Genomic DNA, 21,860 nt, shown 5'->3' on the forward strand with positions numbered 1-21,860 from the left:
ATGCTAATTGAACAACCTGCTAAATGGCTGCGCTGGTTATATCCCGGTGCTATTTGGAGAATGGATCCTAACGATCATTCAGTGTATCTGACGTTCGACGATGGACCCATTCCCGAATCAACACCTTTCATTCTTGAGACCCTGAAGAAGTACAATGCGAAAGCCACTTTCTTCATGGTTGGCGAGAATGTGTTGCGCCATCACGATCTCTACAACCAAATATTAGAGGACGGACATCAGGTTGGAAACCACACATTCAATCACATCGGAGCTTTCAAACATTGGACATTCACTTACGCTATCAACACGCATAAGGCCAATGAATTGATACATGCCCATCTATTCAGGCCTCCCCACGGTTGGTTAAGACCCAGTGAATACTGGTGGTTGAAGCGTGGTTACAAGATTATCATGTGGGACTTAGTCACTCGCGACTACTCTAAATGGCTGTCAGGCGAGGATGTTTTGAACAACGTAAAGCGTTATGCGCGTAACGGTTCCATCATTACTTTCCACGATTCTCTTAAAAGTATCGATAAATTAAAGTATGCTTTGCCGAGAGCTTTGGAATGGTTGCAAGAGCAAGGATATGAGTTTAAAATCTTCGAATAAGCAAGAATTAAGCGAAATAATAAAAGCCGAGGCTAAAAACCTCGGCTTCTTTGCTTGTGGCATTGCGCAAGCCGACAGAGTAGACGAGGCTACAGCATGTCACGTCAGACGCTGGTTGGATGCAGAATATTATGCCGGTATGGCTTATATGAATAACTATACCGACAGGCGACTCGACCCTCGACTGCTCATGGATGGACTCAAGAGCATCGTATGTGTGGCATTAAACTATGCTCCGGCACATGATTTTGGGGACGGAGAACTTCGTTTTGCCGCTTACGCATTGGGGCAAGACTACCACGATATCGTGAAAAATAAGCTCAGAGAGTTGGCAGATAAGATAGGAGTAGAAAACTATCGTGTGTTTTGCGACAGCGCTCCTGTGCTCGAACGATACTGGGCTGCGCAAGCAGGATTGGGCTGGATAGGCAAGAATCATCAATTGATTATTCCCCATGCAGGCAGCATGTTCTTCCTTGGAGAGTTGTTTTTAGACATTGAGTTGGAATACGATGAACCAGCAAAGAACCGATGTGGAAACTGCCATCGGTGTATAGACAACTGTCCGACAGGCGCTCTACAAGAAGGAAAGGAACTCAATGCACTTGCTTGTCTGAGTTATCAGACCATTGAAAATCGCAATGATATACCACAGAAATATGCATGTAAGATGGGAGAAACCATCTATGGATGCGACCGTTGTCAACAAGTATGCCCATGGAATCGCTTCGCTCATCCCAACGATACACCCGAATTGCAGCCCAAAGAAGAACTTTTGCGTATGAAACGGGGCGATTGGATAAATCTAAGCGAGGAAGATTACCGCAAACTTTTCAAAGGGAGTGCTGTCAAGAGAGCCAAATATGCCGGACTCATGAGAAATATCAAGGCCGCTACTTGCGATTATGAAGGAAATGAATTAACTTTGGATACCAAACAACAAGACGATGAATAGCAAACACGTAAACAGTTATCAGGCCACAACCGCATTGATAAGGGCATTCTTCGAAGCCTTTACCATGGGCATCATGGATAGTCTCTACCCTACCGACGACACCGACAAGAAATACAACCCGCGTAACATCAAGCAAGCAATGCTGGAACATTACGACCAGATTGCAGACGCTTTCTTCATGATAATGTTCACCATGTTCATCCGATTGAACTACCGTGACGTAGCAGATGCACAACAACGACTCACCAAAGAGTTTGAAACGAAAAAGCCAACAATGCAAGATTACCTGCGTTTTGCATGTAAAACACAGAAGTTGTACGATGCTATGGTCACTGAATACAAGCAAAATTTCGACTACTTACTGCGTGGAAAGTTCTATGATGTAGCCGAATACCTGAAGCAATATACGCATGGCAACCAACTGTCTGTAGCCAACGAGCCACTTGCTATCAACTTGATGGTGCGCACAATCCTTAAATCCTACACTACAGGCATCAAACTTTCAAAAACCAAGAAAGCCTCACTCCATCAGCCAACTATCCTCCGTTTGCTGATTATCAACATCCATTTACTCATCAATGACAGCCAACTTAAACCCGGAGAAGCCGATTTAAACGAGCTATTCCTCACTGCTTGTGGTAGCGAAACCAACATGAACGTGATGTTGAACACCCTTGATGAAACCTATCAAGAGCTTATCAAAGAAGAAGGAATCGTCTCTACCAATGACCAATCAAATTAGAAAAGAGAACCTCAAAAAGACGGCATTGTATGCCCGTATGAAACAAATAACGCAGTATCTAGACCAATATTATCTAGACGCGGTGATTGGTTTCGTACCCGGCGGAATCGGAGATACGGTCGCAGCCCTATTTTCTCTCGTCCATATCTACTTCAGTTTGTTCAAGATACGGTCCATTCCACTCACGCTTGCAATACTCAACAACACGCTGCGCGATGTGCTATTGGGCTTGATTCCTTTCTATGTTGGCGACGTAATAGACTTCTTTCATCGCGCCAACAGCAAGAATATGCAACTTCTAGATGGCTTTATCAACGATGATAAAACCGTTATAAACGAAGTGAACAGAAAGGCTGCCCTTTCTGTTCTAACCCTCGTTGTATTAATCTTGATGATTATTGGTATGATATGGAGCCTCATTTGGCTCGCCAAACATATTTACCTCATTTGGTAATTCCATTTTTATTGCATATCATAAACCACCTGCATCAGTTTCTTACCAATGGCATCGGCCTCTTCCATTGTTGCAGCTTCACTGTAAACACGGATAATTGGCTCGGTATTACTCTTACGTAAGTGAACCCACTTATCGGGGAAATCAATCTTGACACCATCAATATCGGTCACTTGTTCGTCTTTAAACATCTCCTTCACCTTCTCCAAGATAGCATCAACATCGGTAGATGGAGTCAAATCAATGCGATTCTTAGCGATGAAATAGTTAGGATAGCTAGCACGAAGTTCGCTCACCTTGCAGCCCTTATGAGCCAATAAAGACAAGAAGAGGGCAATACCTACAAGTGCATCACGACCATAATGGCTTTCAGGATAGATAACTCCACCGTTGCCTTCGCCACCAATAACAGCGTTCACAGCCTTCATCTTGGTTGTAACATTTACCTCTCCAACAGCAGCGGCAGCATACTGACAACCATATTTCTCCGTAACATCACGCAAAGCACGCGTAGAACTCAAATTACTTACGGTGTTACCGGGTGTATGCTCGAGCACATAATCAGCCACAGAAACAAGTGTATATTCCTCGCCATACATCTTTCCATCCTCACAAATGAACACCAAACGGTCTACATCGGGGTCAACCACAACACCCAAATCGTATCCGCCCTTGGCTACTTCGGTCATGATATCCCCCAAATTCTTCTCCAATGGTTCCGGATTATGAGCAAAATCGCCATTTGGTTCACCATTCAATAAAGTGTATTCCACGCCTAATGCTTCAAACAAATGAGGCAGGATAACACCACCAACACTGTTAACTGTGTCGACAGCTACCTTGAAATGAGCATTCTTAATGGCTTCTACATCAACCAATTTCAATGCCAGCACCGACTCTATATGTCGCTTATCAAATGTAGAATCGGCTGTATACTTACCTAAGTGGTCTACATCAGCATACTCAAAGTCTTCTTTCTCAGCCAAAGCTAACACTTCATTACCATCGTCTTTGGTCAAGAATTCACCTTCATGATTCAACAATTTCAATGCATTCCAATGACGTGGGTTATGACTGGCAGTCAAAATAAGGCCACCAGCAGCACCACTCATACGGACAGCGAGTTCGGTTGTTGGAGTCGTTGCCAATCCAATGTCAAGCACATCGTAGCCAATACCCATCAAAGTACCGCATACTACGTTCTTAACCATCTCACCAGAGATACGTGCATCGCGCCCAACCACAATCGTATTGCTGCTAGACTGCTTGCTACGACGAATGAAAGTTGCATAAGCTGAAGTGAACTTGACGATGTCAAGTGGATTCAGTGTGTCGCCCGTAGAACCACCAATCGTTCCACGGATACCTGAAATAGATTTTATTAATGTCATGGATTAAGGTTTTAACTATGTTGTTTTTATTAGATATCTCGTTGGAATGTCAACTCAAAGAGACTGGGATAGACCGCACGAGAAGCCGCCAATGTACCTCGATCACTAGGAACAATAATCTTTACTTTGGCTATTTCTTCATTCTCTTTAGTTTGGCGTCCCAACTTAATATAGGGGAACACCGACATCCAACCAGTCGGAACTGAAGTGCTTTTATAAGCAGTAAACATCACACTATTGCGACTATCAAACACACCGGTGTATGTTCCACTGGTATTCCAAACCGTCATTTTATCCGAAATCATCGAATAATAAGCTACATTATTACTCAAGATGACAGAGTCGGTCATCAAGTTTGTCTCTGTAAAACGACACAACACATTAGCAGTCTCACCTTTCTTAATAGGCTTACCTGCTCCCCTCCTGACTATCTGCAAATAGATTCCGGAGCTTTCAAGTAGCACAAATTCGTTCTTACTGACATCGGTAGTTGTATCTTTAAAGAACTCCGATTCATTAATAACATTGACTTTTTCCTTCGCAAGATACTGAGATATAGCTGTACGTTCTTTCTTCTTCTTATCTGCATACGTCTCATGATCGCGACAAGAAGCAAAGATAATGACACCTATCAAGGCGAGAAAGAGGAATGTAAATTTCTTCATTGTGTTGTATGTTATCGCGCAAAGGTACAAAAAAGATTACTATTTATGATTGACCTTACATGTTTTATAAAACTTTTAACCTTTTAAAAAACTCTCATAATGGGCTATGGCGCGACGTGCTATCTGCTCTGCTTCGGCCATAGAGCAATGTAGTTTTCCACCTGCAGCATTCATATGGCCGCCACCATTGAAGAATTCAGTAGCCAAAAGGTTACAAGGGAAGTCGTCGACCGAGCGTGTACTCACCAAAACAGTGTTCTCGTGACGGTCGTCTTCACGCAGAGAAATAGAGAGTTTCAGCCCCTTGATACGTAAAGGTTCGTTCACCAAGCCTTCCAAATCGCCCTTGATGAAATGGTAGTCTTCCATATCTTGCTTAGTAACGGCAAAATAAGAAGCATGCAAATCTTCAAAGACATTTAACTTTTGACTCATCAAATAGCCTCGGAAACGAATGGCCCAAGAACTATAGTTGTTGAATACTTGCCGATAAATCTTATCCTTATCAAATCCTTTGGTCAAAAGTTGACCAATGATAAAGTAAATTTCCGGACGCGAAGAATTATACGTAAACCCACCCGTGTCGGTCATCATGCCACAATAGATAGGCACAGCTATCTTCTTGGTCATCATATCGAAGGCTCCCAATTGCCATATAATGCGGAATATCATCTCCGAAGTACTGCTCATTTCCGGATGAGATACCGTCAAAACTGTGTCCATATCAGGATTCAAATGATGGTCTATCATAATCTTCTTGGCAGGTGATGCCGTGAGCACTTGTTCCATATCTTCCACCCTACCCAGCACATTGAAGTCGAGACAGAAGACCAAGTCGGCCTGTCCGAACAACTTTTCCACACTCTTTGGATGGCGATCATGGCGCACAATACGCTCCACACCGGGCAGCCATTTCAGGAAATCGGGGAAGGCATCGGGTATAACCAACGTAGCTTCTTTGCCTGCTTGACGCAGATACTCGGTCCATGCCAGCGACGAACCGATGGCATCTCCGTCCGGTCCTTTATGACAACACACCACTATATGATTCGATTCTCCAATAGCCTGCTGTAATTGTGCAAGTTCAATATCGTTTAGAATGTTCATTTGCATAGTGCTGCAAAGGTAATAAAAAAAAGAGAATGCCATAGCCGGAGAGCCACACATTCTCTTAAAACAGAATACTCCTATCACTCCAAACTATTCACTTCTCACTCCTAACTCAATAAATTCTCACTCCTAACTCATCACTCTTAACTCCCTGCAACGCCCCTGCAGCATCACTGCCAAGGCTTTTCAACAAAAATGCCAAGGCTCGGCAGCATCGCTGTTAAGCCTTGGCATCAAATCAAAAGAAGCATCCTCATGCTCGAATAGTAATCTTATCAAGTAGCAACCTTGATACTATCACGAGCCAAGGAGTATCTCATTTAGAACAATTTATTAGGGTATACGCCTTCAGAAACAAGGCTCTGAATGCGATCTACACTAGCTTGACGGTCAGCAGCATAGGTTACACCGAACCATTTACTTGTAGTATCAAGTACCTTAACGGTAGCAGTACCTTCGTTCACGAGCTTATTGACCATCAATGGAATGAAGAACTCAGCCTTCAAGTTTTCCATGTTCTTGGGGTCGCTAAGGAACTCTTTGAAGTAAGCATCGCTATGTTCGAAGTAGTCGGGAGTGAATCCCCACATGTTCATAGACACAGGTGTGTTGTCTTCAATGGCTACCCATTCACCATTTTCATCTTTATAAGACACCTTACCATCCACACGCATAATCTCAGTACGCTCTACTACAGTAGTCAGATTGCCTTCCTCGCTCTTGGCACAGACTCCACGAGCCACCGTACCATTATCGCTCAACGTGTTACCTACACGGAAACCTACCATAGAATACTGATTCTTAGCTCCCTCAGGCAGGTCGGCCAAGAACTTACCGATAACCATAAAAGAGTCACGATTGTAGAAATCGTCGCAATTGATAACACAGAAAGGTTCGTTAATGATTCCCTTAGCCATCATCACAGCATGGTTTGTACCCCATGGTTTTTCTCTTCCTTCGGGTACACTGAACCCTTCGGGCAGACTATCTAGTGCTTGATAGCACAGTTCGGCAGGTATATGACCTTCGTATTTAGACAATATTTTCTCGCGGAAATCCTGTTCAAAGTCCTTACGAATCACGAAAACAATTTTTCCAAAACCGGCTTTCATGGCATCATAGATAGAATAATCCATGATAGTCTCACCATTAGGACCTAATCCGTCTAACTGTTTCAGTCCACCATAACGACTGCCCATTCCGGCAGCAAGAAGCAACAAAGTTGGTTTCATACTATTGATTTTTATGTATTTTGGTATATATAGATTTTCTTTTATGCAAAAGTAAACAATTATAATGAGAATCCGAACATTTCCACAAAGGTTATTTTGCTAGAACGGATAGCCCACAGCAAGATGTATACTCTGTGCATCCTTGAAGCTGGAGACATTGTAGAACCCGCTTTTTCCGGTATCATAAGGCACGTGGAGACCTATTCCCCAGTCCACACGAATGACAAACATGCCCATATCATAACGCAAACCAACACCTGTTCCCACCGCCATATCGCGGTAAAAGCGATTCAACTTGAACCGGGATTGGGGACGTGCCTCATCTTTTTTCAGTGTCCAGACATTGCCGGCATCCAAGAATACAGCACCATGAAGGCTTCCGAAGAGTTTCGTACGGTATTCCGTGTTGAACAAAAGTTTCAAATCGCCCGTCTGTTCTATGTAAGAATACTTGGAAGACGTAGGTTTGTAACGTCCCGGTCCGATGCTCCTGACCGTAAACGCACGCACACTATTGGCACCACCTATGTAGAATTGCTCGTAATAAGGGGCTTTCGTAGCATTTCCGTAGCTCCATATTGCACCGGCAGAAGCATGTCCCACGATATAAGAAGACTCTGACAAATGCCACAACTTCACAAAGTCGCCCTCCAGCTTAAAGAATTGTGCGAAAGGATTCTTAAACATCTTCTTATTCTTATCGTCCCATTTCTTACCCGCAACCATATATCCCAACGAGATTAGATTGCCGGCCTCGCTCACTGTAGCCGACCAAGTGATAGGATTACGATAAGTAGATGGGCTGGTATACTGATAAGTATAGCTCATCTTTGGTACGAATTGGTCGCGCATAGAAACCTGCAAATAGGCATTTGTATTTAACAGGCTGTCAAACGCATGTGTCGTACTCGTCATGTATTCATAAGAAAGTATCAAGGGACTAAAGCTGTGATGAGACTGTGCACTGGTCCAAAAATCATACGTAAGTTCGCCGGATACCACATGTCTTTTGTAGTATCCGGCTCTGTTAAGCACATCTGATGAAGCTTTAAGAGTTGTTGTCGGCATGAAATAATAATGTCGACGATTGCGGTCAAGCAGCTTGGTATAATCTCGACGGAATCCAAACAGATTCCTAGGTGTCAACAATCGAGGAAGTACCAAAGCCACGTCTGCACCATAATAATAAGAGTTTATCTGCGCAGCAGCACCTTCAGAGCGATGGGCTGTCTGCCATTCGTAAGAACCATGAACGTTAATATCGAGCTTTTCACCGCCACGGAAAGTGTTCAACTTGGTAAAACCTAGTACGAGTTCAGGCCCCATCCGCCCCGTAGTCTTACCTTTTGCATTGGCTCCAACATAGAAGTCATACCTCTTTTCCATCACACAATTGACAGACAAATCGAGGGTATCCGTCTCCGTATCTTCGCTTCTTTTAGTGAAAACCAAATCGCTATTGGCAAACAATCCTGTGCCTTGTAGATACTTGGTTGTCTCTTCTTCATCGGCCAAACAGTACAACTTACGTGGACGAAGACGCAGACCACGTAGCAAAACACCTGTTCGTATGGGCGATTTACGACCGTTATAGTTAATGGTTATAGCTCTTCGGGTAGTCGAATTGTATAATGTATCAAGGAAAGAACGTCTCAGATTATATGTCACCTTGCCTATATACCATTTCGTAAGTACATCGGTATCCAAACTATCTGCCATCTGTAGCTTGAGTGCAACCTTGCCTTTAGCATTCAAAGTATCTGCCAAATAAGAGCTATAACCTGCTTGTTGGTAATAGAAACCATTGTTACGGAGCAATCGGGCAATGCGCTGACGCTCGCCATCCAGTGTAGATACACTGAACGGATACCCCCTCTTGATGAGCGCATCGGCTCTACTAGCACGTATAAGACTATCTGTTGTCATCGGAAAGTTTGTGTATTGCAGTGTATCTACTGTCCACAAATGTCCCATATCGACCGTATAAGAGAGCTTGGCTTTCTTTGGATTATGTCCGGTTTTGATGTTATAAGTCACCTTTCCATTGAAATAACCGAACTTCTTGAGCTGAGATTCGGCCACCGAAGAGCGCAAATCAGGATTCACTTGGCTCATTAGTTTAGGCTGAGTGCCAAATGTTTTCGTCATCCATTTGCCTAAAGTAGACTCCGATTGAGAAAAGGCATTCCATATCCAAAGGCGTATTGGGAAAGGCGTACGGTAATAACTGCTGCCAAAAAGCGATCCATTGGGAATGGCAGCAAGTGCCGATTCCATTTCCAACTGAGTGGTTTCAGCATGCAAATTCTTTTCGTAATTGGTGTATTGTATCTTCTCTAACCCCGTATAAAGTTGTTCACCATCGGGGATAGCGCTTGTTGAAGAACATGAAGTCAACTGTGTTGCTAACAGAACAATGGCTCCTAACAACACTTGCACGACTATCTTATTGGCATTCCTTTTCATTTTTTCTTCTTCATTTTTACTGAATCGGCAGGCAATGCAGGCAGTTCATTCCCCTTAGGAGTATTGAATCGGAATATATCTTTGAAGTGATCAAGTTTCCGACGCCACTTAAAACCGACCCCATATTCCCCGATTAATCCTTCCAACCAGTCGTAGGTGCTGTTGTTATAGAACAAACGGAGGTACTTACTCGACTTTTGGTCAAGTCGATATTGCATTTCCACGTTGTCAAAGAAAGTATTGCTACGAGTTTGTTCCAACTCCGAACCAGTGGAAACTTTACCTCCTACGATGATTTTCAAACGATTATTCCACAGTCGTTTAGCAAAACGGAAGTTATAATCAGTATGCATTGCACCACTCGAAGTAGTGGCATTGTCGACACTCATGCCTATATCAAGACCCATAGAACGCATGGCTGTGCCGGTAATCTTGCTGATTTCACCCTGTAAGAATGAACTCAATGCACTGTTCATAGAGAACGCATTGGTGTTTCCATCGACCAAATACATACCCGAAGCAAGCATGGTAATGGCCACTTTACCCCTACCTTCGGTCGACATCGTGTTCAATTCATTAGCTATTGTCATATCATTGGGGGCATCAATAATAAACTCTACGCCCGGTTTATTGAGTGTTTTACTCAACTTCACACCACATGTAAAGTCCACAACTCGCCCATTGCTGCCCGATTCATTGACCGTTGCTTTCACGGTTTCGGTCGCCGTAATATGAAGATTCGGGTTCATTGGATCGCCCGTAAAGCTTAGATAACTCCCATCTTGAATGTTAAACGTCTTCAAAGGAATAACCGGTAACGAGTATTTCATCTCACCGCTGTTAAGCGTATAACGCCCTTTCAGCCCGACAAAGTCTACTGCATTATACGTCATTTGTAGGTCGCCACCCCCCATTAGGTCTATATAATTGGTCTTATCTGCGTTTAATGCACACACGACATGGGCTCCCTCATCGATACTAATGCCCAATGCCATATTGAAACCTTCGGGCTTTGGCCGTTCAACAACTTCTTGTATAGAGTCTTGAAGGTCTGTAAACTTCACGAGTTCATCTAGTTGTGTGTCGGTAGAAAGCTCTGAATCACGGAGTATATAAGTCATATCCGTAGAGCCAAGAACATTCAATTTGCCTCTCAACTGTAGGTTCTCAACACGTCCATTCATTCTTCCGAAGAAGTCTACATAGGCTTTACCAAAAGTCTCGGAACGCAAGTTTTCCTTAGCATCTATCAATAAGAAGTTGTCCGCACGCATTCTTACATCCATCAACATGTTGTCTAAATCGGCGAAATCCAGATACCCTGACATTATTAACGGACTATCGTTATGCGAATACATCATGAAGTTTTCGAAAAGTAATCGACTGTTTGTGATGGTCACAGGGTCATTATCGAATCGCATTTCCACTCCATACGGCTGGCTAACCAAGTAAGCAGAATCCACATACAGTTCTCCATTGACATTCGGTTTGCTCAAACTTCCCTTGACATCTAGGCTTCCTTCGGCATATCCTTTGAACCCAAACAACTGCTGAGGGATAAATCCATTCACCATCAACAAGGGCAATTTATCGAATCCAAGCGTTGCATCTAGATAGCCATCTCCCTTAGATAGATATGTACCTTTGACCGTTGCCACCTCCGAACCATTGTGCATGAGAATGCCATCTACATAATGACTACCATCAGCCTTAGGCATATAGACGAACTCAGCACCCACATTGCCCATCGGACTCTTTTCATATACCATATTATCTATGGTCATATTAGATGATACCGACAACTCATCTTTGGTCTGTATCAGGTGATAATCGCCATTCAAGATACCCGCTAAATCAGGCGTATAAGGCACTACCGAGAGTACTTTCTTTAAATCAAACTGATTCAAACTGAACGTTATGTCCTGCAATGCTTCCTCGTTTTCGTCATCAGAATAAACCTGTACGCCCATTCCATCAGCCGAACGTAACTTCAAATCAGCCCTTACGCGTCGGTTATCACCCAAGAATACGAAGTTACTATCGTTCACCGAGAAAGTCTTATAGCCCAATACTGGCTGGTCATCCAAATGCAATTGAATGCCATTCGACTCCATAGAAGCAGTCAAACCGACCCCTACTCCAAGATTATCTTTGGCATCATAGAGCCTTACTTTGAGGTTGGCACCCCGTTCATGTAGCCCTCCATCGAAGAGCGCATTAAATACATACTGTGGATTTCTAGCATTGTTGCGCACCTGAGCATAATATGTAAAGGCATTATTCGTAGAATAAATATTAAACCGAACAGTATCTAATAGCATACTATCAGCTACCAATGAGTCGATTTGCAAGCGACCATTAAGCCCTATTACATGCGAAGACACCACATTAATATCAGCACTTGCGAACTGATAACCATAACGATTGAGCATATGTACAAAGAAGTTATCCTTGCCACTCACCAAATACAAGTTGGCATCGGGCAATCTTTGCCACAACTTCACTTGGTCTATCCGCTTGTTCTTGAGTTGCAATTGCACTTCTTTCATGAAACTGTTAGCCTGCGCCATCAATCGCTCATAACCTCCACGACCATTCATCTTCAAGTGGAAATCACCGCAATTGAGCACAGCATGAGTTGTATCACGGCGCGTCAACATATCTATATCCAAGCCACCGGGTCGATATATCTGCTTCCCATCGTCTATGACAACATCTTGCATGGTACCTTTGACCATATAAAAGTGCTTCATATCGGTCTGCAAAGCTACATTGGCACGCATTGAAGCAGTCAAAGGCGTCTCGGCAATGCGTAGATGATAGAAGTCGGCTTTATCTAGATTGCACATCACTTTAGCATCCACATGCTTGCTATTCAATTTTGCATCCAGATGTATATTACCTTTCAACAAGTCGTTTTTACTCACAATATCGGCACGAGCAAGCCCACGATTCACCGTAGCATCAGCCGTCGTGTTGTCTAGATTGTACTTCCCGTATCTGAATTTCTGTATACGTGCCTTGGCCACAAGATGTGTTCGGGGCGAAAGCATGTCTGTCCCGACACCCGAAACATCTACAAATCCGGTAAAAGGATGTAAATCCATGTTGGGAACAAAGTTCTGAAGTGGTAGCTGCGAAGCCGTGAGACGAGCCGTATAAGACATTCTTGACGCGTCGAAACGAGCAGTTCCGCTCAATCTACCGCCTCCTTGACCGGCCACAAAAGTTGATGCATAGCTCTGTCCATTCACTTCTACATGCCCATTAAACGTGATTCCACTCGGTACTCGAACCGTTTTCATCAGTTCCCTGTCCAATAATGCGGTCAGGAAGTCCATCCGATAGCTCGCAGCTTTCAAGTCCAAGCTAGCTTTCATATGCTTGGCATCAGTGGGATTCTGTATATATCCGGTAGCTCGGACATCGAAGGCAGAAGGTAATTTTACGTTCAGACCCGCCAAAACAATACGTTTCATATTACCTCGCACCACTCCATCGACAGATAAAGGATAGCTGGGCCACGCCCTACGGAATGCTGGCGGCATGTCGTTCATGAATATCATAAGGTCTTGTTTGCCGAATCTTCCATGTACGGTAGCATTGAATTTCCCGGGGGAGGGATCGGCAAAAGTATTCAAGTCCATATCCAAATCACCATGAAGCGATGATTCCGACGTCTTAAATGTAACCTTTGAGAGATACAACTTCGTCGAATCCATCAGCACACGCCCAGCTATTTGCTGCACTTGCAAGCCACTTTTCTCGTCGAACTGGCACTCACGTAAGTTCATAACAAGCTTCGGATTGCAATAATCCAAGGAATCTAGACCCAGCGATATATTACTGATTGATAGATGATTATAATCTAATCCTTTAGCAAATATTTCAAAATTGTTATCATATTTCAGCCGTCCTGCTGTCCAATCAAGTTTCCTTACCTGATACAACTCTTTGTATAAATCAAAATACCCCCCTTCAGCCACAGCCTTACCCATATAAGCTTGCACTTGCAAGGTGTCGCCCGGCATGTGTACAGTCACGTCTGTACGCTCCACATTAAGCCTATTCACTGATATCTTCCAGTAGCTTTTCTGCTGTGAAGTGTCCGGTGGAACAGTATCACTCAACTCAATATTCACTCGTGCATCTTTCAGATTGGCATCGTCAATCTTCACAGAATCGGCCTTCAAATCTATACCATGAGCTTTCAGATTGAGTTCTCCGATCGTACCTTTCACCCTTGCCTCGTGAATAAAGTTGGTCGTATTCACTTTTAATTGGATGAATGCGAGTTCGTCTATCTGCACTTGTTGCTTGAGTAAAGGCCAAAGTTGAATATCGGCTACAACCTTACGGATGTCTGCCACCGTATCTTTTTGCTGTGGAAGAGAATCATTCTGCTGAATCACCTTGATGCCTTCGACTCCCAAATCAAGCGGAAACTCCAGATTCACATGCTCTACAGAGATTTCCATACCGGTTTTTTCAGAAGCATAGGCAGCCACTCTAGCTACCGCCCAATTCTGAAAGGGAGGGAAATAGAGCAACAATGCGAGCACGACAAACAAGAGTATCGGCGTCAGAATAACGACAGCGACCCACTTCAGCTTCTTTTTCATAGAAATCTAATACTGTTTTCGGGCAGCAGACAGCCCATTCTTAGCTACATGCAAAGTTAGCTATTTTTTAATAGAATGGCGAATGCCTTCAGCTATAATTTTCAAAAAGGCCTATATTATAATAGGTGGGATAAGCCTATAACTGCATTATTTAAGGTTCTCGATACTGATCTACCGATTCCAACTTACCATCTCTGAGCTCCAAAGCCTACATTAATTACAGTAGAGACGGGCGACCTCCCATCTCTACTACAACTACCAGTATCTTTCACCCATTCACATCTTTTCCCTAATATTTATTTACTTGTCTACTCGTCAATTTGTCAACACATCATTACCATTACTATTTGTATCTTCCAAACTCTTCACTTCTCACCCCTAGCTCCTCACTCTGAAATTACTGCAGTGGCTTGGCAACATTCATGTCTAGGCTCGGCAGCAATACTGCAAGGGTTAGTCAGCAAAACTGCCACGGCCTTGCAGTCAGGTAGTAGACAAGTTAACGAGTAGACAAGAAACAAAACTTTGAAACGAGGAAGGATAAGTTTAAAAGGCATAAATGGCTACTTTCACGGCGCAATAGCACTCCACAAACGGTCTTCGGGTAATGGAGCTACAACACACAATGACTCTTTAGACACAGGATGAACGAACGCTACTTGATGCGAGAGCAGTGAGATACTGCCGTCGGGATTGCTACGCTGAGCCCCATATTTCAAATCGCCTTTGATAGGCCACCCCATTGCTGCGAGCTGACAACGTATCTGATGATGTCGTCCAGTGAGCAATTCTACCTCTATCAACGTATAGTTGTCTGACCTACCTATTACCTTATAATTTAAAACAGCTTTCTTCGAACGTGGCACTTCATGGTCGTAAGCATAGCTTTTGTTCTGCTTTTCGTTGCGCACAAGCCAATGTGTAAGGGTCCCTTCGAGCTGTTTAGGTACGTTACGAGTAATAGCCCAATAGGTCTTATGCACCTCTCCGGTACGGAACATCTCACTCATTCGCGAAAGAGCCTTGGATGTTTTGGCAAAGACAACGAGTCCCCACACAGGCCTATCTAGCCTGTGTATCACACCTATAAATACATTTCCCGGCTTTTGGTATTTCTCTTTGATGTATGCTTTCACCGTCTCGCTAAGCGGTGTATCGCCAGTCTTATCGCCCTGAACAATCTCTCCACTACGTTTAGAGACGATGATGAGATGATTATCTTCGTAAACTACTTGCATCGTTTTATTTGTTTATACGAATACAAAGATACAAAAAAGGATGAGAATGCGAACAATTCTGCATCCTCATCCTTTTATCCCTGTTGCATCTGCCGAAGCAATTGCTTCTGTCGTTCGGTCAATCCCGTGGGCAGAGTGACGTTGTAGGTGACTATCAAGTCGCCGAAAGTACCATCTCCCCGATTCATTCCCTTGCCACGCAATCGCACCTTTGTGCCATTCTGTGTTTCGGGTTTAATCTTCAACTTAATCTTAGTTCCATCACCCAACTGTACGATTACCTCGCCACCAAGCAAAGCTGTATAAAAGTCTATGTTCACTTCGGCATTCACACTACCCGAACTTTGCCGAGCCGAACGACCAGTATTGGCAGTTCGACCACTTCCAAAAAGGTCTTTAAAAAAACTGGAGAAACCGCCTCCACCAAAGCTATTAAAGTCGAATCCCTCGAAAGGATTACCACCACCGGCCGAAGACCACTGGTAGTTTCCACCACCTCTGCCACCATTAAACATATCGGCCTCGCGCCACTTCTCACCATATTGGTCGTATTTGCGGCGTTTCTCAGGGTCGCTCAACACATCGTAAGCCTCGTTTAATGCTTGAAACTTGGCTTTCGCTTTCGGATCATTGGGATGCAAATCGGGATGGAACAGCTTTGCACGCTTCCTATAAGCCGCCCTGACATCCTTTTGTGGGATGCTCTTATCGACGCCTAGAATCTTGTAATAATCTATAAATGCCATAATTTCTGTACTCTTTTATTCTTTAATAAGAAGTAAGCAAAAACCATGCCGCATTCATAAAAAAACGCTATCTTTGCACACATAAATGAAAAAGCAAAATGAAAAGAATCTTCATTGCATGTCTCATGGCTCTCTGCCTTTCCACATACGCCATGGGAAAGAATAAAACCATCAATATCAGAGTGATTGAAACGAGCGATGTACACGGAAGTTTTTTCCCTTACGATTTTATCAATCGCAAACCAAAAGCAGGTACATTGGCTAGAGTGAGCAGCTATGTGAACTCGCTACGCAAAGATTATGGCAACAACGTAGTGTTGCTCGACAATGGCGATATACTCCAAGGACAACCTACATGTTACTACTATAACTACATAGCTACGCAAGAACGGAACGTGGCAGCAGACATTATCAACTACATGAAGTATGATGCCGAGTCCGTAGGAAACCACGATGTAGAGACAGGACATGCTGTGTACGACAAATGGATAAAAGAGATTAACTGCCCCATGTTGGGTTGTAACATCATCGATACCAAGACTCAAAAACCGTATGTAAAGCCTTATACCATATTAAATAAGGATGGAGTGAAGATTGCTATCATCGGTATGCTGACTCCTGCTATCCCCAGTTGGCTCTCTAAGAATCTATGGTCGGAACTCTACTTTGAAGATATGGTAGTTTCGGCACGCAAGTGGGTGAAGACAGTTCAAGATACCGAGCATCCCGATATCATTATCGGCCTCTTCCATAGTGGTAAAGATAACGGTATCAAGACAGACGAATACGAGGAGAACGCTTCACATCGTGTAGCCAAAGAGGTACCCGGATTCGACCTCATATTGTTCGGTCACGACCACACACGTTCTAATGAGACTATACAAAATGTGGCTGGTAAACCGGTAGTTTGCCTAGATCCAGCTAACAACGCTATTACTGTGGCTGACGCAGAGATTACCGTCACCCTCAACAAAAAGGGTAAGATGATTGACAAAAAGGTCGTAGGAAAACTGGTAGATATGATTAATCAACCTGTTGACGAGGCTTACATGGCCTACTTCAAAGATCATATAGACAAAGTGAATACCTTTGTTAATCGTGAAATAGGTAGCTTTAAGAACACCATTTATACACGCGATAGCTATTTCGGCAGCTCTGCTTTTACCGACTTAATACTCAATTTGCAATTGCAGATTACCGGTGCCGATGTAGCCTTCAACGCTCCTTTGGCTTTCGATGCAAGCATCAAAGCCGGCACGTTGCATGTATCTGATATGTTCAACCTGTATAGGTTTGAGAACCAACTCTACGTGATGCGGCTCACAGGTGAAGAAATTCGTAAGCATTTGGAGATGAGTTACGATCAATGGGTGAACACGATGAAGAGTCCGAACGACCATCTTTTACTTTTGGCCGATACCAAAGGAGACCAACAACGACTTGGTTTCAAGAACTTTACATTCAACTTTGACAGCGCTGCAGGAATCATCTATGAGGTAGATGTGACTAAACCCGACGGACAAAAGGTACGTATTATCAGTATGGCCGACGGCCGTCCGTTCAAAGAGAATGAATGGTATAAGGTAGCTATCAACAGCTATCGGGGAAACGGTGGAGGCGAGTTGCTCACACGAGGAGCAGGTATTCCGCGTGATAGCTTGGAGAGTCGTATCGTCTGGAGAAGCGAGAAAGACCAACGATACTACTTGATGAAGGAAATAGAAAAGACGAAGGTAATGGATCCGAAGCCCAATAACAACTGGAAATTTATACCGGAAGCATGGACACGTGAAGCTGCTAAACGCGACAGTATGCTACTCTTCGGCCGCGCACAAGATCCGAAAGACATTAAATAATGAAGACTTATTGGTTTGTATTTTGTAAATCAGACATTCTATTAGAGTGTCGGGAAGACGGTAGTTGTTCCATCCCATGTGAAGAAGAACCACCTGTTGCCCTCAAACCATGGACACATGTAATCAACATTCCAGCCTTAGAAGACGGTACACCGGCCAAGGCTTTCAGCGTTGATGCGCCAATAACAGATTATCCGGGATTCAAAATGTGCGGATTACGCGCATCGTATTATGAACTAAGCATGGAACTTTACCTGAAAGCAGGTAAATGTCATGAGCTGTTATATTGGGATAAGAATACGCAATTCTGTGGTGTTTGTGGTGCCCCAATGCGCATGCATACCGACATCAGTAAGCGTTGTACATCGTGTGGAAAGGAAGTTTGGCCCCAGTTGGCAACCGCTATTATCGTGTTGATACATCGCGATGATGAAGTCTTGTTGGTTCATGCAAAGAACTTCAAGACCAATTTCTACGGTCTTGTAGCCGGTTTTGTGGAGACAGGTGAAACCTTGGAAGAGGCAGTTCATCGCGAAGTGATGGAAGAAACTGGCATCACCATCACCAATCTGCGCTATTTTGGGTCGCAGCCGTGGCCCTATCCCAGTGGATTGATGGTAGGTTTTAATGCCGACTATGTGTCCGGTGAAATCAAATTGCAGACCGATGAGCTGAGCAAAGGGGCTTGGTTCACTAAAGAGACCTTACCTACCATCCCCGAAAAACTAAGTATTGCCCGCATGATATTGGACGACTGGCTAACTAACAACAAATAAATCCTTTAACATAAATAATCAATATGAGTTTTCTTGAAAAAGCACTTGGATTCAATCCACAGACCATGAAGGTGAAGACGGAGCTTATTGCAGGCGCCACAACCTTCTTAACGATGAGTTACATTCTTGCTGTTAACCCCGCTATCCTAGCTACAACAGGTATGGATAAAGGTGCATTATTCACCGGAACGGCCATAGCTGCCGCCATAGCCACGCTCTTGCTGGCTTTCATGGCAAAGCTTCCATTTGCCCAAGCACCCAGTATGGGACTGAATGCATTCTTTGCCTACACCCTATGTCAGGCTATGGGATACACTTGGCAACAGAGTTTGACCATCATGTTGATAGAAGGTATCATCTTTATCTTGATTACTTTCTTAAACGTCAGAGAAATGATTCTCGACTCAATCCCGCTGAATCTGCGTTACGCCATCAGTGCCGGAATCGGTATGTTCATCGCTTTTATCGGATTAAAGAATGCCGGTATCATCGTAGCCAAGGAAGGAACATTCGTTGGTCTAGGTGCTTTTACACCTGAATGTATATTAGGGCTCATCGCCATCTTGGGCAGTGGAATCCTCATGGCAAGGAATGTGAAAGGCTCATTGTTCTATGGTATCTTGGCAGCAACCATCATTGGAATCCCCATGGGAGTCACTCAAATGGAGTCAGGATGGTCTCCCGTCTCCACTCCACAGGATATATCACCTGTCTTTTGGAAGTTTGATTTCGACGGATTGATGAACTTCAACACGGTCATCGTGGTGTTCACACTTCTTATTGTCAACGTTTTCGATACCATCGGAACACTCGTTGGCTTATCAGAAAAAACCGGTATCGTAGAAAAGAACGGTAGCATTCCACATGTAAAAGAGGCCATGATGAGCGACGCTATCGGTACTACTTGCGGTGCAATGCTAGGTAGTTCCACTATCACAACATACATTGAGAGCGCTTCAGGAATTGCTGAAGGCGGTCGAAGTGGACTCACCTCGTTCATTGTAGGATGCCTGTTCCTGCTCAGTTTGTTCTTGAGTCCGTTATTCTTGGTTATTCCCAGCGCAGCTACCAGTGGTGCATTGGTACTCGTAGGAGTCTTGATGATTGACTGTGTAAAGAAGACTAACCTTAGCGATGTGAGCGAAGCATTCCCTGCTTTCATCACAATGATTACGATGGTACTTTGCTATTCTATCGCAGATGGTATCTGCTTAGGTATCCTTGCCTATGTCATCATCAAGTTATGTACAGGACAATTCAAGGCGCTCAACCCCATGTTGATAGCTCTATCCATTATCTTTATCCTGAAATTTGTATTTGAATAAATAATCAAACAAGCATAAAACAATAAAGCCCGACACTTGTCGGGCTTTATTGTTGGTAAATATCAACCTCCATTTTCATCTTTCAAAATAGGCAATGATATATGGTATCGAACGGCCAAGAAGCGAATGACGCAGATAATCAAGAACGTAACAATAGACGCTATACCCACATTTACCTCTAAAGAGACAAGCCCCCAATACACCAAACCGCCTGAGATACTAGCCATGGCGTAAATATCTTTCTGGAAAATAAGCGGTTCTTTATTGAGAAACACATCTCTTATCACTCCACCAGCGGCTCCGGTAATGCATCCCATGATGATGGCAACCCAGAAAGGATAACCGAATTGCAAGGTTTTCTGCATACCGGCAATGGTAAACAGAGCCAAACCTATGGTGTCAAAAACCAACCACGCATTGTCCAACTTATTAAGTGACCGTGCAAAAACAATCACAAACAACTGCGCAATAACCGTACAAACGATATAAATAGACGATGTCATCCAAAAAGGAGTGGTCCCTAACATGACGTCGCGCAGCGTTCCGCCACCAATAGCAACAGCAAATCCACACACAAAACCGCCAAACCAATCGAAATGTTTAGCCGCCGCCTGGCGGATACCTGATATAGCAAACGCGAAAGTACCGACGAATTCTAGAACTTGTTGAACCGTACGAACAACCTCAGGATCTTGATAGAACATGTTATTATGAGTTTACTACATGAATAGGATGACCGTCAATAAAAGCTTTCACATTCTCTACACAAATATCAACCAAGCGTTTGCGTGCCTCAAAAGTGGCCCATGCCACATGCGGAGTTATAAAAGCATTGGGCTGACGGAGCAATGGATTGTCTTTACGAGGAGGTTCCTCGTACATCACATCAGCCCCATATCCAGCCAATTGACCACTTTCCAACGCGTCAGCCACATCTTGCTCATCAACCAACGGACCACGCCCGGTATTGATAATAATAGCACCTTGCTTCATCATCTTGATGGTTTCCTTATTAATCATCCCCCTTGTTTCGGGCGTAAGTGGACAATGCAAAGTCAGAATATCGCTCACAGAGAGCAGTCCATCAAACGTTGTTTTCTGAATGCCATCAGGTAAATCAGCCGAATTCTTGCTTGTATAAGCAAATACATCCATTCCGAATTCCTTAGCAATCATTGCTACTTTCATACCAATATTGCCTAATCCAATGATACCAAGCGTCTTACCGGCAATCTCATGTAACGGACTATCCCAATAACAAAAGTCGGGATTGTCGCTCCATTTGCCTTGTCTGTTAAGCTCTGCATAATGGTCTACCCGATTCATAATATTAAGAATATGGGCAAAAGTCATCTGCGCCACACTATCAGTGCTATATGCCGGAATATTTGTCACGACAATACCACGTTTCCGAGCTGCCTCCAAGTCTATGGTATTATAGCCTGTTGCCATCACACCAATATACTTCAACTTAGGCAATTGGCTCATTTCTTTCTCACGAATAGACACCTTATTGGTCAGTACCACGTCAGCATCTTTGGCCCGTTCTACAACTTCTTTGCCCGTAGAACGTTCATATTCCACAAATTCGCCTAATGATTTCAACCCTTCCCAAGACAGATCTCCGGGGTTGATAGCATGAGCATCCAATTCAACGATTTTCATTTTAT

Annotated in this window: 17 protein-coding genes; 7 read left to right on the forward strand and 10 right to left on the reverse strand. The window is 43.7% G+C overall.

Translation table 11 applies throughout. The annotated features are described in order from the left end of the window. From HMPREF0671_RS00270 to HMPREF0671_RS00285, 4 genes are read left to right on the forward strand one after another with little or no spacing between them, the layout of a single operon-like run. Window positions 1-612: a polysaccharide deacetylase family protein gene (locus tag HMPREF0671_RS00270; protein WP_036895850.1), complete on the forward strand. Its 612-nt coding sequence runs from the start codon at window positions 1-3 to the stop codon at window positions 610-612. Continuing rightward, on the forward strand, window positions 590-1,567 hold the full coding sequence (queG, locus tag HMPREF0671_RS00275; protein WP_036895853.1) for a tRNA epoxyqueuosine(34) reductase QueG: 978 nt from the start codon (window positions 590-592) through the stop codon (window positions 1,565-1,567). Before HMPREF0671_RS00270 ends, queG begins: the two co-directional genes overlap by 23 nt. Continuing rightward, the gene (locus HMPREF0671_RS00280; protein ID WP_036895856.1) at window positions 1,560-2,309 is read left to right on the forward strand and encodes a hypothetical protein; all 750 of its coding nucleotides are present in this window, start codon (window positions 1,560-1,562) and stop codon (window positions 2,307-2,309) included. The genes queG and HMPREF0671_RS00280 overlap by 8 nt, the downstream gene beginning before the upstream one ends. Further along, a complete protein-coding gene (locus HMPREF0671_RS00285; RefSeq protein ID WP_036895859.1) occupies window positions 2,293-2,763 on the forward strand; it encodes a DUF4112 domain-containing protein in 471 nt (156 codons plus the stop codon). Before HMPREF0671_RS00280 ends, HMPREF0671_RS00285 begins: the two co-directional genes overlap by 17 nt. An 8-nt stretch (window positions 2,764-2,771) precedes the next feature. On the opposite strand, the gene glmM is transcribed toward HMPREF0671_RS00285, so the two are convergent. From glmM to HMPREF0671_RS00325, 8 genes are all read right to left on the reverse strand, one after another. Beyond that, entirely contained in the window at window positions 2,772-4,154 is a 1,383-nt protein-coding gene (gene glmM, locus HMPREF0671_RS00290; protein WP_036895861.1) for a phosphoglucosamine mutase, read from the reverse strand. A gap of 29 nt (window positions 4,155-4,183) precedes the next feature. Continuing rightward, a complete protein-coding gene (locus tag HMPREF0671_RS00295) occupies window positions 4,184-4,819 on the reverse strand; it encodes a DUF4827 domain-containing protein (protein WP_036895862.1) in 636 nt (211 codons plus the stop codon). 75 nt (window positions 4,820-4,894) lie between these two features. Continuing rightward, a complete protein-coding gene (locus HMPREF0671_RS00300; protein ID WP_036895865.1) occupies window positions 4,895-5,932 on the reverse strand; it encodes a bifunctional oligoribonuclease/PAP phosphatase NrnA in 1,038 nt (345 codons plus the stop codon). A gap of 317 nt (window positions 5,933-6,249) precedes the next feature. Then, entirely contained in the window at window positions 6,250-7,161 is a 912-nt protein-coding gene (locus HMPREF0671_RS00305; protein WP_036895867.1) for a nucleotidyltransferase, read from the reverse strand. Between the two features lie 99 nt (window positions 7,162-7,260). Further along, entirely contained in the window at window positions 7,261-9,627 is a 2,367-nt protein-coding gene (locus tag HMPREF0671_RS00310; protein WP_036895869.1) for a BamA/TamA family outer membrane protein, read from the reverse strand. Next, complete coding sequence (locus tag HMPREF0671_RS00315) at window positions 9,624-14,249, reverse strand: translocation/assembly module TamB domain-containing protein (RefSeq protein ID WP_036895870.1); 4,626 nt, start codon at window positions 14,247-14,249, stop codon at window positions 9,624-9,626. Before HMPREF0671_RS00315 ends, HMPREF0671_RS00310 begins: the two co-directional genes overlap by 4 nt. Before the next feature lie 569 nt (window positions 14,250-14,818). After that, window positions 14,819-15,487 (reverse strand): RluA family pseudouridine synthase, encoded by a 669-nt coding sequence (locus HMPREF0671_RS00320; protein WP_036895871.1) that lies wholly within the window; start codon window positions 15,485-15,487, stop codon window positions 14,819-14,821. Window positions 15,488-15,561: 74 nt separating this feature from the next. Then, window positions 15,562-16,233, reverse strand: a complete 672-nt coding sequence (locus HMPREF0671_RS00325; protein ID WP_036895873.1) for a DnaJ domain-containing protein — start codon at window positions 16,231-16,233, stop codon at window positions 15,562-15,564. Between the two features lie 98 nt (window positions 16,234-16,331). Here HMPREF0671_RS00325 and HMPREF0671_RS00330 point away from each other — a divergent pair, with 98 nt between their 5' ends. The 3 genes from HMPREF0671_RS00330 to HMPREF0671_RS00340 are packed head-to-tail and all read left to right on the forward strand — an operon-like array spanning window position 16,332 to window position 20,190. Then, window positions 16,332-18,089 carry a bifunctional UDP-sugar hydrolase/5'-nucleotidase gene (locus HMPREF0671_RS00330; RefSeq protein WP_036895875.1) on the forward strand — a complete coding sequence of 586 codons (1,758 nt, stop codon included), beginning with the start codon at window positions 16,332-16,334 and terminating at the stop codon, window positions 18,087-18,089. Next, window positions 18,089-18,865, forward strand: coding sequence for an NAD(+) diphosphatase (gene nudC / locus HMPREF0671_RS00335; protein WP_036895876.1), 777 nt, complete (start codon window positions 18,089-18,091; stop codon window positions 18,863-18,865). The genes HMPREF0671_RS00330 and nudC overlap by 1 nt, the downstream gene beginning before the upstream one ends. A gap of 23 nt (window positions 18,866-18,888) precedes the next feature. Further along, on the forward strand, window positions 18,889-20,190 hold the full coding sequence (locus HMPREF0671_RS00340; RefSeq protein WP_036895878.1) for an NCS2 family permease: 1,302 nt from the start codon (window positions 18,889-18,891) through the stop codon (window positions 20,188-20,190). A 62-nt stretch (window positions 20,191-20,252) separates the two neighbouring features. Here HMPREF0671_RS00340 and HMPREF0671_RS00345 read toward each other — a convergent pair whose 3' ends face one another. Both HMPREF0671_RS00345 and HMPREF0671_RS00350 read right to left on the reverse strand, forming a co-directional pair. Next, window positions 20,253-20,894: a trimeric intracellular cation channel family protein gene (locus HMPREF0671_RS00345; RefSeq protein WP_036895879.1), complete on the reverse strand. Its 642-nt coding sequence runs from the start codon at window positions 20,892-20,894 to the stop codon at window positions 20,253-20,255. A 4-nt stretch (window positions 20,895-20,898) separates the two neighbouring features. Continuing rightward, window positions 20,899-21,855, reverse strand: coding sequence for a D-2-hydroxyacid dehydrogenase (locus tag HMPREF0671_RS00350; RefSeq protein ID WP_036895881.1), 957 nt, complete (start codon window positions 21,853-21,855; stop codon window positions 20,899-20,901). Window positions 21,856-21,860: the final 5 nt, after the last annotated feature.

Origin of the sequence: Prevotella sp. S7 MS 2 (genome assembly GCF_000762865.1) — a bacterium.
Lineage (GTDB): Bacteria > Bacteroidota > Bacteroidia > Bacteroidales > Bacteroidaceae > Prevotella.

Coding starts and splice junctions, on each gene's coding strand:
- HMPREF0671_RS00270 (WP_036895850.1), top strand. CDS start 1: ATGCTAATTGAACAACCTGCTAAATGGCTGCGCTGGTTATATCCCGGT.
- queG (WP_036895853.1), top strand. CDS start 590: ATGAGTTTAAAATCTTCGAATAAGCAAGAATTAAGCGAAATAATAAAA.
- HMPREF0671_RS00280 (WP_036895856.1), top strand. CDS start 1,560: ATGAATAGCAAACACGTAAACAGTTATCAGGCCACAACCGCATTGATA.
- HMPREF0671_RS00285 (WP_036895859.1), top strand. CDS start 2,293: ATGACCAATCAAATTAGAAAAGAGAACCTCAAAAAGACGGCATTGTAT.
- glmM (WP_036895861.1), bottom strand. CDS start 4,154: ATGACATTAATAAAATCTATTTCAGGTATCCGTGGAACGATTGGTGGT.
- HMPREF0671_RS00295 (WP_036895862.1), bottom strand. CDS start 4,819: ATGAAGAAATTTACATTCCTCTTTCTCGCCTTGATAGGTGTCATTATC.
- HMPREF0671_RS00300 (WP_036895865.1), bottom strand. CDS start 5,932: ATGCAAATGAACATTCTAAACGATATTGAACTTGCACAATTACAGCAG.
- HMPREF0671_RS00305 (WP_036895867.1), bottom strand. CDS start 7,161: ATGAAACCAACTTTGTTGCTTCTTGCTGCCGGAATGGGCAGTCGTTAT.
- HMPREF0671_RS00310 (WP_036895869.1), bottom strand. CDS start 9,627: ATGAAAAGGAATGCCAATAAGATAGTCGTGCAAGTGTTGTTAGGAGCC.
- HMPREF0671_RS00315 (WP_036895870.1), bottom strand. CDS start 14,249: ATGAAAAAGAAGCTGAAGTGGGTCGCTGTCGTTATTCTGACGCCGATA.
- HMPREF0671_RS00320 (WP_036895871.1), bottom strand. CDS start 15,487: ATGCAAGTAGTTTACGAAGATAATCATCTCATCATCGTCTCTAAACGT.
- HMPREF0671_RS00325 (WP_036895873.1), bottom strand. CDS start 16,233: ATGGCATTTATAGATTATTACAAGATTCTAGGCGTCGATAAGAGCATC.
- HMPREF0671_RS00330 (WP_036895875.1), top strand. CDS start 16,332: ATGAAAAGAATCTTCATTGCATGTCTCATGGCTCTCTGCCTTTCCACA.
- nudC (WP_036895876.1), top strand. CDS start 18,089: ATGAAGACTTATTGGTTTGTATTTTGTAAATCAGACATTCTATTAGAG.
- HMPREF0671_RS00340 (WP_036895878.1), top strand. CDS start 18,889: ATGAGTTTTCTTGAAAAAGCACTTGGATTCAATCCACAGACCATGAAG.
- HMPREF0671_RS00345 (WP_036895879.1), bottom strand. CDS start 20,894: ATGTTCTATCAAGATCCTGAGGTTGTTCGTACGGTTCAACAAGTTCTA.
- HMPREF0671_RS00350 (WP_036895881.1), bottom strand. CDS start 21,855: ATGAAAATCGTTGAATTGGATGCTCATGCTATCAACCCCGGAGATCTG.